The sequence below is a fragment of the Cohnella hongkongensis genome (assembly GCF_042654645.1).
Taxonomy (GTDB): domain Bacteria; phylum Bacillota; class Bacilli; order Paenibacillales; family Paenibacillaceae; genus Cohnella; species Cohnella hongkongensis.
In genome coordinates this window covers 19586-31994 of sequence record NZ_JBHSEP010000027.1, presented here as the reverse complement: position 1 = coordinate 31994, position 12409 = coordinate 19586, and the positions used below count along the sequence as shown (strand labels likewise).

The 12409-nt window shown below is 54.8% G+C and carries 19 protein-coding genes; 17 read left to right on the top strand and 2 right to left on the bottom strand.

Going from position 1 to position 12409, the window contains the following annotated elements:
* Positions 1-324 precede the first annotated feature (324 nt).
* From rpsL to tuf, 4 genes are all read left to right on the top strand, one after another.
* Positions 325-747 carry a 30S ribosomal protein S12 gene (gene rpsL / locus ACFO3S_RS25090; RefSeq protein WP_378101701.1) on the top strand — a complete coding sequence of 141 codons (423 nt, stop codon included), beginning with the start codon at positions 325-327 and terminating at the stop codon, positions 745-747.
* A gap of 57 nt (positions 748-804) precedes the next feature.
* Entirely contained in the window at positions 805-1275 is a 471-nt protein-coding gene (rpsG, locus tag ACFO3S_RS25085; RefSeq protein ID WP_378101699.1) for a 30S ribosomal protein S7, read from the top strand.
* A gap of 39 nt (positions 1276-1314) precedes the next feature.
* Positions 1315-3390 (top strand): elongation factor G, encoded by a 2076-nt coding sequence (gene fusA, locus ACFO3S_RS25080; protein ID WP_378101696.1) that lies wholly within the window; start codon positions 1315-1317, stop codon positions 3388-3390.
* Positions 3391-3494: 104 nt separating this feature from the next.
* Positions 3495-4688, top strand: coding sequence for an elongation factor Tu (gene tuf / locus ACFO3S_RS25075; RefSeq protein WP_378101694.1), 1194 nt, complete (start codon positions 3495-3497; stop codon positions 4686-4688).
* A gap of 73 nt (positions 4689-4761) precedes the next feature.
* Here the strand turns inward: tuf and ACFO3S_RS25070 are convergent, their stop codons facing one another.
* Positions 4762-5349 (bottom strand): YitT family protein, encoded by a 588-nt coding sequence (locus tag ACFO3S_RS25070; protein WP_378101692.1) that lies wholly within the window; start codon positions 5347-5349, stop codon positions 4762-4764.
* A 90-nt stretch (positions 5350-5439) separates the two neighbouring features.
* Positions 5440-6135 carry a DUF421 domain-containing protein gene (locus ACFO3S_RS25065; protein WP_378101690.1) on the bottom strand — a complete coding sequence of 232 codons (696 nt, stop codon included), beginning with the start codon at positions 6133-6135 and terminating at the stop codon, positions 5440-5442.
* 307 nt (positions 6136-6442) lie between these two features.
* On the opposite strand from ACFO3S_RS25065, the gene rpsJ reads away from it, so the two are divergent.
* The 13 genes from rpsJ (at position 6443) to rplX (ending at position 12393) form a co-directional block, all read left to right on the top strand.
* Entirely contained in the window at positions 6443-6751 is a 309-nt protein-coding gene (gene rpsJ / locus ACFO3S_RS25060; RefSeq protein ID WP_027087350.1) for a 30S ribosomal protein S10, read from the top strand.
* 45 nt (positions 6752-6796) lie between these two features.
* On the top strand, positions 6797-7423 hold the full coding sequence (gene rplC / locus ACFO3S_RS25055; RefSeq protein ID WP_378101688.1) for a 50S ribosomal protein L3: 627 nt from the start codon (positions 6797-6799) through the stop codon (positions 7421-7423).
* 31 nt (positions 7424-7454) lie between these two features.
* The gene (gene rplD / locus ACFO3S_RS25050; RefSeq protein WP_378101686.1) at positions 7455-8078 is read left to right on the top strand and encodes a 50S ribosomal protein L4; all 624 of its coding nucleotides are present in this window, start codon (positions 7455-7457) and stop codon (positions 8076-8078) included.
* Positions 8078-8371, top strand: coding sequence for a 50S ribosomal protein L23 (gene rplW / locus ACFO3S_RS25045; RefSeq protein WP_378101684.1), 294 nt, complete (start codon positions 8078-8080; stop codon positions 8369-8371). The genes rplD and rplW overlap by 1 nt, the downstream gene beginning before the upstream one ends.
* Positions 8372-8400: 29 nt before the next feature.
* A complete protein-coding gene (gene rplB / locus ACFO3S_RS25040) occupies positions 8401-9231 on the top strand; it encodes a 50S ribosomal protein L2 (RefSeq protein ID WP_378101682.1) in 831 nt (276 codons plus the stop codon).
* Between the two features lie 62 nt (positions 9232-9293).
* Positions 9294-9575, top strand: a complete 282-nt coding sequence (gene rpsS / locus ACFO3S_RS25035; RefSeq protein WP_378101681.1) for a 30S ribosomal protein S19 — start codon at positions 9294-9296, stop codon at positions 9573-9575.
* An 89-nt stretch (positions 9576-9664) separates the two neighbouring features.
* The gene (gene rplV / locus ACFO3S_RS25030) at positions 9665-10003 is read left to right on the top strand and encodes a 50S ribosomal protein L22 (protein WP_094050623.1); all 339 of its coding nucleotides are present in this window, start codon (positions 9665-9667) and stop codon (positions 10001-10003) included.
* Positions 10004-10016: 13 nt separating this feature from the next.
* On the top strand, positions 10017-10679 hold the full coding sequence (rpsC, locus tag ACFO3S_RS25025; RefSeq protein ID WP_378101678.1) for a 30S ribosomal protein S3: 663 nt from the start codon (positions 10017-10019) through the stop codon (positions 10677-10679).
* Positions 10680-10681: 2 nt separating this feature from the next.
* Positions 10682-11119, top strand: coding sequence for a 50S ribosomal protein L16 (rplP, locus tag ACFO3S_RS25020; protein ID WP_094050621.1), 438 nt, complete (start codon positions 10682-10684; stop codon positions 11117-11119).
* Positions 11106-11303, top strand: a complete 198-nt coding sequence (gene rpmC / locus ACFO3S_RS25015; RefSeq protein WP_094050620.1) for a 50S ribosomal protein L29 — start codon at positions 11106-11108, stop codon at positions 11301-11303. The genes rplP and rpmC overlap by 14 nt, the downstream gene beginning before the upstream one ends.
* 23 nt (positions 11304-11326) lie before the next feature.
* On the top strand, positions 11327-11590 hold the full coding sequence (gene rpsQ, locus ACFO3S_RS25010) for a 30S ribosomal protein S17 (protein WP_094050619.1): 264 nt from the start codon (positions 11327-11329) through the stop codon (positions 11588-11590).
* 35 nt (positions 11591-11625) lie between these two features.
* Positions 11626-11994: a 50S ribosomal protein L14 gene (rplN, locus tag ACFO3S_RS25005; protein ID WP_378101675.1), complete on the top strand. Its 369-nt coding sequence runs from the start codon at positions 11626-11628 to the stop codon at positions 11992-11994.
* Between the two features lie 45 nt (positions 11995-12039).
* Positions 12040-12393 carry a 50S ribosomal protein L24 gene (rplX, locus tag ACFO3S_RS25000; RefSeq protein WP_378101673.1) on the top strand — a complete coding sequence of 118 codons (354 nt, stop codon included), beginning with the start codon at positions 12040-12042 and terminating at the stop codon, positions 12391-12393.
* Positions 12394-12409: the final 16 nt, after the last annotated feature.

The following is a 12409-nucleotide window of genomic DNA, read 5'->3' as shown; positions in this document are numbered from 1 at the left end:
ATTCAGGCGAAAGTGGGTTCTTGACATGCTAATATCCAGATGATAATATGTTCTAGTGTGTGCCAGAGGTGCGTCCTTCCGACGCGCCATGACCGGTGCGGACCTGGGCGATGGTGAGCTGTAGTCGGCCGGAGGCGTTTCGCCGGAGCCGATAGAGAATAGGAATAACGGGTTTGATGCGGTTGACCGCTTGCGTGCGGGACTGCCGGTCGGGCCCTTTCTCGTCTCTCAAAATGAACCACCTGGATCTGTGGACTTCGCAAGCCGAGTCGATCCGATCGCTTATTCTTTTATTTTTACCCGTCATGGGAAGGGGGTGGCAGCATGCCAACAATCAATCAACTCGTTCGTAAAGGCCGTCAATCGAAGGTCGTCAAATCGAAATCGCCGGCGCTTCAAAGAGGTTTCAACGCGCTCAAACGCGTAGAAACGAACATGAGCGCTCCTCAAAAGCGCGGGGTTTGCACCCGTGTAGGAACGATGACGCCGAAAAAACCGAACTCCGCTCTTCGTAAATACGCCCGTGTTCGTCTGACGAACCGCGTAGAGGTGACCGCCTACATCGGAGGAATCGGCCACAACCTGCAGGAGCACAGCGTCGTTCTTGTACGCGGTGGCCGTGTTAAAGACCTTCCGGGTGTCCGTTACCACATCGTTCGCGGCGCTCTGGATACGGCGGGAGTCAACAACCGCCAGCAAGCTCGTTCCAAGTACGGAACGAAGAAGCCGAAAGCCAAAAAATCCTAATCCGGTCGGGCATCCTGATTGTGCCTGAACGTTAAGAATGAGAAAGGAGGAACCTTAATGCCACGCAAAGGACCGGTTCCGAAACGGGACGTACTCCCGGATCCGCTGTACAACAGCAAGCTGGTAACTCGCCTTGTCAACCGGATCATGATCGACGGTAAGAGAGGCGTAGCGCAGCAACTGCTCTATGATGCGTTCAAAATCATTCAAGAGCGCTCCGGCAAAGAGCCTATGGAGGTCTTTGAAGCAGCGATCAAGAATATTATGCCGGTGCTTGAAGTTAAAGCCCGTCGCGTAGGCGGCGCGAACTATCAAGTTCCAGTAGAAGTGAAGCCTGAGCGCCGCACGTCCCTTGGACTGCGCTGGCTCGTGAACTACGCTCGCAACCGCGGCGAGAAAACGATGGAAGAGCGTCTGGCTGCAGAAATTCTGGACGCATCCAACAACACGGGCGCAGCCGTCAAAAAACGTGAGGACACTCACAAGATGGCGGAAGCGAACAGAGCGTTCGCGCACTACCGCTGGTAATTAGAGCGAAGCGAGACATTTTGAAGGGAGACTGTATTCATGGCTAGAGAGTTCTCCTTGCAAAATACGCGCAACATCGGGATTATGGCGCACATTGATGCGGGTAAAACGACCACGACCGAACGGATCTTGTTCTACACCGGACGCGTTCACAAAATCGGCGAAGTGCACGAAGGCGCCGCTACGATGGACTGGATGGAGCAGGAGCAGGAGCGCGGCATCACGATTACGTCCGCCGCGACGACCGCTCAGTGGAAAGGTCACCGCATCAATATTATCGACACTCCGGGTCACGTTGACTTTACGGTAGAAGTCGAGCGCTCCTTGCGCGTATTGGATGGGGCTGTTGGCGTATTCAGCGCCAAAGAAGGCGTAGAACCGCAATCCGAGACGGTATGGCGCCAAGCCGACCGTTACGGCGTACCGCGGATCGCCTACGTGAACAAGATGGATATTATCGGCGCGGACTACTTGAATGTCGTCAAGGACATGAGAGAGCGCCTGAACGCGAACGCAGTAGCGATTCAATTGCCGATCGGCGCCGAAGATACGTTCAAAGGCATGATCGACCTGGTCGAACAGGTTGCTTACGTCTATAAAGACGATCTCGGCAAAGAGCCGGAAGTGGTTGAAATTCCTGCTGAATACGCAAGCCAAGTCGAGGAGCTTCGCAACGAGCTGGTAGAGAAAGTGGCCGAGCTGGACGAAGAGCTGACGATGAAATACCTCGAAGGCGAAGAATTGACCGTAGAGGAGATTAAAGCCGCTCTGCGCAAAGGCGTCTGCGAAGTGAAAATCTTCCCGGTCGTCTGCGGTTCCTCTTACCGCAACAAGGGCGTTCAGCCGATGCTGGATGCTGTCGTCGCTTACCTTCCCGCTCCGACGGACGTTCCGGACATCAAGGGCGTTCTGGAAGACGGCACGGAAACGACGCGCAAATCTTCCGACAGCGAGCCGTTCTCGGCGCTGGCGTTCAAGATTATGACCGACCCTTACGTGGGCCGTCTGACTTTCTTCCGCGTCTACTCCGGCGTACTGAACTCCGGTTCCTACGTCGTTAACGCGACGAAAGGCAAGCGCGAGCGGATCGGCCGTATTCTCCAGATGCACGCGAACAGCCGTCAAGAGATCGATCAGGTCTACGCGGGCGACATCGCCGCTGCCGTCGGCCTGAAGGACACGACGACGGGCGATACGCTGTGCGATGAGAAGAACCCGGTCATCCTCGAGTCGATGAACTTCCCGGAGCCGGTTATCCAGCTTGCGGTCGAGCCGAAGACGAAAGCCGACCAAGACAAGATGGGCATCGCTCTGCAGAAGCTGGCCGAAGAGGATCCGACGTTCCGCGCGCATACGGACGAAGAGACCGGCCAAACGATCATCTCGGGGATGGGCGAGCTCCACCTCGAAATTCTCGTCGACCGTATGCTTCGCGAATTCAAAGTCGAGACGAACGTCGGCAAGCCGCAGGTTGCTTACCGCGAGACGTTCCGCACGGCGGCGAAGGTCGAAGGCAAGTTCGTTCGTCAATCCGGCGGACGCGGTCAATACGGCCACGTCTGGATCGAGTTCGAACCGCTCGAGCCGGGTACGGGCTTCCAGTTCGAAAACAAGATCGTCGGCGGAGTCGTTCCGCGCGAATACATCGCGCCGGTACAAGCCGGTATCGAAGAAGCGATGAAGAACGGCGTATTGGCCGGCTTCCCGCTCGTCGATATCAAAGCGACGATCTTCGACGGATCATACCACGACGTCGACTCCTCGGAGATGGCGTTCAAAATCGCCGGATCGATGGCGCTTAAAGCGGCGAAGGACAAATGCGATCCTGTGCTGCTCGAGCCGATCATGAAGGTTGAAGTCACGGTTCCCGAAGAGTACTTCGGCGATGTCATGGGCATGCTGAGCTCCCGCCGCGGCCGCATCGAAGGATCGGATATGCGTTTCGGCGCACAAATCGTCCGCGCGAAGGTGCCGTTGGCTGAAATGTTCGGTTACTCCACGACTCTCCGTTCCGGTACGCAAGGACGCGGCGTATTCTCGATGGAGCTTTCCCACTACGAGGAAGTGCCGAAGTCGATCTCCGACGAGATCGTCTCCAAGAACAAAGGCGCGTAAGAAGCTTCAGGAAGCGGACGGGCGGAGCGCCGCTTAGACGCGGCGCTCCCCCGTCATCAAATAAAAAATCAAATCTTTCTCTCATTAAGGAGGAACAGTATCCAATGGCTAAGGCTAAGTTCGAACGTACAAAACCGCACGTGAATATCGGGACGATCGGTCACGTTGACCACGGCAAAACGACGACGACTGCTGCAATCACTTCGGTATTGAACAAAAAATATGGCAGTGGTTCTGCTGTCGCATTCGACCAAATCGACAAGGCTCCGGAAGAGCGCGAGCGCGGCATCACGATCTCCACGGCTCACGTTGAGTATGAGACGCCTAACCGTCACTACGCTCATGTTGACTGCCCGGGACACGCCGACTACGTTAAAAACATGATCACGGGCGCTGCTCAAATGGACGGCGCAATCCTGGTCGTATCCGCCGCTGACGGCCCGATGCCGCAAACGCGCGAGCACATCCTGCTCTCCCGCCAAGTCGGCGTTCCTTACATCGTCGTATTCCTGAACAAATGCGACATGGTAGAAGACGAAGAGCTGCTCGAGCTGGTTGAGATGGAAATCCGCGACCTGCTGAACGAGTACGAGTTCCCGGGCGACGACACTCCGATCATCCGCGGCGCTGCTCGCGAAGCTCTGGCTAACCCGGACGGCCCTTGGGCTGACAAAATCATCGAGCTGTTCGAAGCGATCGACAGCTACATCCCGACTCCGGAGCGCGCGACTGACAAGCCTTTCCTGATGCCGGTCGAGGACGTGTTCACGATCACGGGACGCGGTACGGTTGCTACGGGCCGTGTAGAGCGCGGTATCGTTAAAGTCGGCGACGAAGCCGAAATCATCGGTCTGCAAGAAGAAACTCGCAAGACGGTTGTAACGGGCGTAGAAATGTTCCGCAAATTGCTCGACCAAGCTCAAGCGGGCGACAACATCGGCGCATTGCTCCGCGGCGTTGACCGTAAAGACATCGAGCGCGGCCAAGTATTGGCTAAGCCGGGTTCCGTTAAGCCTCACACGGAATTCACCGCTCAAATCTACGTTCTGACTCAAGCGGAAGGCGGACGCCACAAGCCTTTCTTCACGGGCTACCGTCCTCAGTTCTACTTCCGTACGACGGACGTAACGGGTATCATCAACCTGCCGGAAGGCGCGGAAATGGTTATGCCTGGCGATAACATCACGGTAACGGTTCAGCTGATCTCCCCGATCGCTATCGAAGAAGGCACTCGCTTCGCGATCCGCGAAGGCGGCCGTACGGTAGGCGCGGGCGCAGTTGCTTCCATCCAAAAATAAGAGCAGCAATGCGCAAACTGTCCAAGGCGATCGCCTTGGACAGTTTTTTTGCAAGAGGATCTGCGGCTCCCCGTCAATAAGCGAAATACTTCGAGGTGCACAGGCTGGTCGCGACTCCGCCGGAAGTAATCGTCGCAACCGATAGGAAAAAGGTATCGAGCGAGAACAAAATGCCTCCGAGGGCGATGACCAGCGAATCCATCATGAGGATGAGAATGCCGACGTTAAGCTTTACCCTTTTGGCGAGCAGCTTGGCCAACAGATCGACGCCGCCGGTGCTGGTGTCGTATTTTAACAAAATTCCGAACCCGATTCCGATGCACGTTCCTCCCGCAATCGAAGCGGCGAAAGGATGCGCGGCAATGATCGGGCCGAAGGGGTTGTACGGATCGAGCAGATCGGTGGCGTACGACAGCGTGAACATCCCAAGCAGACTATGGAAGAAGATCGCCTTGTCCGTAAACCACGTATAGACGAAGACGGGCAGGCTGCACAGAATGAGCAGAACGCCGACCCGGATTCCGAACAGGTAGTTGCCGATCAGAGCGATTCCGATAAAGCCGCCGTCGAGCACCTTTAGCGGCATCAGGAAAAAATCGATACCGACCGCGATCAGCAGACAACCGATGGCGATCGCGGCGACTTTATGGATAGAAATCAAGCGAAACCAGTCCCTTCCTCATGGCCTGTCTTATTTATATGGAAGAAAAAGACAAGCGATGACGAGGCGCTGGAAAAAAATATGCGGTTTTTACCTTTCGTTAAACGAATCTTCGTAAGGATCGATATACAGCTTGTTCTGAGAATTCACCTGGGCGAAATAAATTTTCTCCATCGAGATGCCGAGCTGCTGCAGCTTATGCTCCAGCCAGGCGCGGTTCAGCCCGATTTTTTTCAGCGAGTCCTCCATAATCTTGCCGTCCATAATGACCGCCATATTGTACTTCTCCGGAGAGACGGACAGACCGACATCCGAAGGCGTGAGCGGCTGGTACTCTTTTTTCAGCTGAACGTTCAATTCCCCGCTCGCGTCCATGATCGCGAAGTCCACCTTCGACACGTCGAACACATTGTTCTTCCGCAGCATCTCCATCAGCTCGTCGGACGAGACCCGCTCCTCTCTCAGGTTGTCTTCGAGAATTTTACCGTTCTTCATGAATACCGTGGAGGTCCCGTCGAGGAAGTCCCGGGTCCGCTTGCTCTTTAGCTGGATAATCTCGATTCCGTACGACACGATGACCCACACGCTCAGCGCCACGATTCCGATATACCACTTCGTATCCGTATCGAGAGACAGATAAGCGGCCAGGTTGCCGATCGAAATTCCCGTTATGTATTCGAACAGCGACAACTGGGACACTTGCCTTTTGCCCAGAATCCGGGTGATGATAAAAAGGATGGCAACGGACATTATAGTCCGCAGCGTCACCTCCAGCCATGTCGGCATTCGCGCTTTACCCCCTTTGAACAATGGTGATCGCCCTTTAAGTTTCCCTATTTTCCAGCCGCGCATGTACCGCCGGACAGCGAGAAAACGGATTTCCCGAACGCAGAAACCGATTATGAAAATTAATGTTGCAATCGATTGGGCAGATCGCTATAATAGTGAATGTTGGTCTGTGACTGTGCGCTGATGTGAGAGGTTGCCGACACACCCGGCCCCTTTGCCATAAGGGAGGCCAACCGGTGCAAGTCGGGTTTTTCTCACGGAGTATGTCCGATTCCAAAATTGGGCGAATGAAGGAGGGAATTCTATGGCAAAGCAAAAAATCCGCATCCGTTTGAAAGCCTACGATCATCGTATCCTCGATCAATCCGCGGAGAAAATCGTAGAAACGGCAAAACGTACTGGTGCAGGTGTCTCCGGTCCGATCCCGCTGCCGACCGAAAAGCAAATCATCACGATTTTGCGTGCGGTCCACAAGTACAAGGACTCGCGGGAGCAGTTCGAAATGCGTACGCACAAGCGTTTGATTGATATCGTCAATCCGACGCCGCAAACGGTAGACGCATTGATGCGCCTCGACCTGCCGTCTGGCGTCGATATCGAAATCAAACTGTAATAGGGCTTTGAGCTAATCAGATCCATCGAGAAAAGAGGTGTCAACATGTCAGGAATCTTGGGACGTAAACTCGGAATGACGCAAATCTTCGCCGCGGACGGCAGCGTAGTGCCTGTCACTGTGGTGGAAGCGACTCCGAATATCGTATTGCAAAAGAAAACTGCGGATAACGACGGATACGAAGCAGTTCAGCTCGGCTTCGCGGACAAGCGCGAAAAGCTGGCTACCAAACCCGCAATCGGCCACGCTAAGAAGGCAGGAACGGGCCCCAAGCGCTTCATCCGCGAAGTGAGCGGAATTACGCCGGCAGAAGTTGAGGTTGGTCAGGAACTTAAGGTTGACCAATTCTCCGAAGGCGATATTGTTGACGTAACGGGGATTTCCAAAGGTAAAGGAACGGCTGGCGCCGTCAAGCGTTGGGGCTTTGCCCGCGGCAAGATGACGCACGGTTCGAAATACCACCGCGGCAACGGTTCGCTTGCGACGATTCGCGACGCCAACCGCGTGCCGAAGGGCAAAAAAATGCACGGTCGCATGGGCGGCGATACGATCACGGTTCAAAACCTGGAGATCGTTAAAGTCGACGTAGAACGCAACGTGCTTCTGATCAAGGGCTCCGTACCGGGCGCTCGCAACAGCTATCTCAAAATCCGCTCCGCGGTGAAGAAATAATTCGTAACGTAAGAGGAAAGGAGGACCACTCATGCCGAAAGTATCCGTATTTAACGTAGACGGCAAAGAAGTCGGACAATTGGATCTGGCGGAAGGAGTATTCGGCCTGGAGCCGAACGTACACGTTCTGCACAGCGCCGTATTGCTCCAGCAAGCTGCCGTTCGTTCCGGCACGCACGACACGAAAGGACGCTCGGAAGTGCGCGGAGGCGGACGCAAGCCTTGGAAACAAAAAGGAACGGGCCGCGCTCGTCAGGGCAGCATTCGCGCGCCGCAATGGAAGGGCGGCGGCATCGTCTTCGGACCGACGCCTCGCAGCTATGGCTTCAAATTGCCGCGTAAAGTTCGCCGTTTGGCCATCAAATCGGCTCTCTCCAGCAAGGTTGTGGATAATCAACTGATCGTTCTGGACCAACTGAGCCTGGCCCAACCGAAAACGAAGGAATTCGTGAAAATTTTGACCAATCTCAAAGTATCCCGCAAAGCGCTTGTCGTTACGGCGGATTATGAAGAGAATGTGGCTTTGTCCGCGCGCAACATCCCTGGCGTGAAGTTCGTCGCAGCAGACGGAATCAATGTCCTCGATGTGATCAAGCACGATCAGCTGATCATTACGAAGGATGCGGTCGCTAAAGTCGAGGAGGTGTTCGCGTAATGAGAAACCCTCGCGATCTGATCAAGCGTCCGGTCATTACCGAGCGTACGAGCGAGTTCATCGAACAGCGCAAATATGTGTTCGAGGTCGAGCTGAAAGCCAACAAAACGGAAATCAAGCAAGCGATCGAGCAAATCTTCAAAGTCAAGGTCGTTAGCGTCAATACGCTCAGAATGCCTGCCAAGCCGAAGCGCTACGGCAGACACAGCGGGTATACGTCCGAGTGGAAAAAAGCAATTGTGCAGCTTTCCGAAGACAGCAAGCCGCTGGAATTCTTCGAAGCTTCCGTTTAATCATTCTCTAAAGTAAGGAGGGAATCCCATTGCCAGTCAAAAAGTTTAATCCGACAACGGCCAGCCGTCGTCAAATGACGATCGCGACGTTCGAAGAGATTACGACGAACGAGCCCGAGAAATCGCTGCTCGCGCCGCTCTCCAAACGCGCAGGCCGCAACCACCAAGGTAAAATTACCGTTCGTCACCACGGAGGCGGACATAAGCGTAAATACCGGATTATCGACTTCAAGCGCACGAAGGACGGCATTCCCGGCCGCGTGGCTACGATCGAATACGATCCGAACCGTACGTCTTATATCGCTCTGATCAACTATGCAGACGGAGAGAAAGCTTATATCATCGCTCCGAAGGGGCTCAAAGTCGGCGACGTGATTACGTCCGGACCTGACGCCGACATCAAAGTGGGCAACGCGCTTCCGCTGGAGAACATTCCGGTCGGTACGGTTATCCACAATATCGAGCTGAAGCCGGGCAAAGGCGGTCAACTCGTACGCGCGGCCGGCACCAGCGCCCAGCTGCTCGGTAAAGAAGATGCCTATGTGACGATCCGTTTGACTTCCGGCGAGATTCGCCGCATTCTGAAAACTTGCCGCGCAACGATCGGCACGGTCGGCAACTCGGACCATGAGCTGATCAACATCGGCAAAGCGGGACGCAATCGCTGGCTCGGCAAGCGTCCAATCGTCCGCGGTGTCGTCATGAACCCGAACGATCACCCGCACGGCGGTGGCGAAGGACGCGCGCCAATCGGACGCAAATCCCCGCTTTCTCCTTGGGGACAGCCGACTCTGGGCTACAAAACTCGCAAGAAGAAAAAAGCTTCGAGCAAATATATCGTTCGCGGCCGCAGCAAGTAACGCACCTTGTCTGTTGGCGCGGACGCGGAACTCTCAAGCCGTTTTGAAGGGAGGAGCATTCCATGGGTCGCAGTTTGAAAAAAGGACCTTTCGTGGACGGGTATCTGCTTAAGAAAGTAGAAGAGCTGTCCGGATCGAATAAAAAAGCCGTCATCAAAACGTGGTCTCGCCGTTCGACGATTTTCCCGCAATTCGTGGGCCATACGTTCGCGGTATACGACGGCCGCAAGCACGTGCCGGTCTACGTGTCGGAAGACATGGTCGGCCACAAGCTGGGCGAGTTCGCGCCTACGCGCACGTTCAAGGGTCACACGGACGACGATAAGAAAACGGGCAAGCGCTAATATAACCCTACGAAGTGCGATTCGGCTCGGACGCTGTACGGCGTTCGCGGCGATCGTCACGTAACGTACGTAAGGGAGGAGGTACACCGATGTCTCAGCAAGCGAAAGCTGTCGTGAATAACATTCGCATTCCGGCGCGCAAGGTCCGCCTGGTCGTGGACCTGATCCGCGGCAAGAAGGTAGGAGACGCCATCGCCATTCTGCGTCATACGCCTCGTTCGGCCTCTCCGGTTCTGGAGAAGCTGCTGAACTCCGCGATTGCCAACGCCGAACACAACTATCAGCTCGACGTGAACAAATTGGTCGTTTCCGAGGCCTTCGTTAACGAAGGACCTACCATGAAACGGTTCCAGCCTCGTTCCCAAGGTCGCGCATTCAGCATTTTCAAACGCTCCAGCCACATTACGCTGGTCGTATCTGAGAAATAAGGAGGGACAACGTGTGGGTCAAAAAGTAAATCCCGTCGGTCTTCGCATCGGCATCATTCGTGACTGGGAATCCAAATGGTATGCGGACAAAGATTTCGGCACCCTTCTGATTGAGGACGTCAAAATCCGCGAATTCCTGAAGAAGAAGCTGAAAGAAGCCGCGGTTTCCAAAATCGAGATCGAACGTGCGGCCAACCGCGTCAACGTTACGATTCATACGGCTAAGCCGGGCATCGTCATCGGCAAGGGCGGTTCGGAAGTCGAAGTGCTTCGCGGCCAATTGACGAAAATGACGAACGGCAAAAAAGTACACATCAACATCTCCGAGATCAAAAACCCTGAGCTGGACGCTGTCCTCGTTGCCGAGAGCATCGCGCAACAACTGGAGCGTCGCGTTTCTTTCCGCCGTGCGATGAAGCAGGCGATTCAGCGTACGCAGCGCGCAGGAGCAAAAGGAATCAAGACTTCCGTTAGCGGCCGTCTGGGCGGAGCGGAAATTGCTCGTCAAGAAGGATACAGCGAAGGAACGGTGCCTCTGCACACGCTTCGCGCTGACATTGACTACGGAACGGCGGAAGCTCATACGACTTACGGCCGCATCGGCGTAAAAGTGTGGATCTACCGCGGCGAAGTCCTTCCGACGAAGAAAAGAGCTGCCCAGGAAGGAGGCAACTGATCATGTTGGTCCCTAAACGCGTCAAACACCGCAAAGTACATCGCGGTAAAATGAAAGGCCGCGCCAAAGGCGGCACCGAGGTTCACTTCGGCGAATACGGCCTGCAGGCACAGGAAGCTTCTTGGGTAACGAACCGTCAGATCGAGGCTGCTCGGATCGCGATGACTCGTTACATCAAACGGGGCGGTAAAGTCTGGATCAAAATCTTCCCTTCGAAGCCGATCACCCAGAAGCCTCTCGAGGTTCGGATGGGTAGCGGTAAAGGTAACGTAGAAGCTTGGGTTGCCGTTGTAAAGCCGGGCAAAGTGATGTTCGAGCTTGCAGGGGTATCCGAGGAGATCGCACGCGAAGCAATGCGCCTTGCCGCGCACAAGCTGCCGGTGAAGACGAAGTTTGTGAAACGTGAAGAACTGGGTGGTGAAGCAAATGAAAGCCAGTGAATTTCGCAACCTGACATCGGCGGAACTCGAGCAGAAGATCGCCGGCTTCAAGGATGAACTGTTCAACCTCCGCTTCCAACTGGCTACCGGCCAACTGGACACCCCGCACCGCCTTGGCGAATTGCGGAAAGAAATCGCTCGGGCTAAAACCATTTTGCGCGAGCGTGAACTCGGCATCGGCTAATACCCGGGAAAAGGAGGATGACCATGAGCGAACGCAACAATCGCAAAGTGCAAATCGGCAAAGTCGTCAGCGATAAGATGGACAAAACGATTGTGGTAGCTGTCGAGACGTACAAGAAGCACAGCCTGTACCACAAGCGGATTAAATACACGAAGAAATTCAAGGCGCACGACGAGAACAACGAAGCGCAAATCGGCGATACCGTGAAAATCATGGAGACCCGCCCGTTGTCGAAAGACAAGACATGGCGTCTGGTCGAAATCGTCGAGAAAGCCGTATTGGCTTAAGTCGACTTACCCGCTACTGAAAGGAGGACCCTGCGATGATTCAACCGTTTACGCGTCTGGCCGTTGCCGACAACTCCGGCGCGAAAGAATTGATGTGCATCCGTGTGCTTGGCGGTACGGGACGCCGCGTAGGACATATCGGCGATATGATCGTATGCTCCGTTAAACAAGCAACACCAGGCGGCGTTGTCAAAAAAGGCGATGTCGTAAGATGCGTGATCGTTCGCACGAAACGTTCGGTACGCCGCAAAGACGGATCCTATATCGCGTTCGACGAGAACGCTGCTGTTATCGTTAAAGAAGACAAGAGCCCTCGCGGCACCCGGATCTTCGGACCTGTTGCCCGTGAGCTTCGCGAACGTGATTTCATGAAAATCATTTCCCTGGCACCGGAAGTTCTGTAAGACTCCGGAGCGCACCGATGGAGAACCACTCAAGGAGGTGTACCCATGCCCCGTCTGAAAAAAGTGCTCGAATCGCACAACAATAAACTGCACGTGAAAAAGGACGACAACGTCATCGTGATCTCCGGCAAGGACAAAGGTAAGAAGGGCCGCATTATCGCCTCTTACCCGCGCGAGAACCGCGTCCTTGTCGAAGGCGTGAACATGATCAAGCGTCATACTCGTCCGAACCCGCAAAACCAGCAAGGCGGTATCATCGAACGCGAAGCGCCGATTCACGCTTCCAACGTCATGCATATCGATCCGAAGAGCGGCAAGCCGACTCGTATCGGCTACAAAACGCTGGATAACGGCAAGAAAGTCCGGGTCGCAAAACGTTCCGGAGAATTGATCGACTAATCGGAGTAAGAACGGA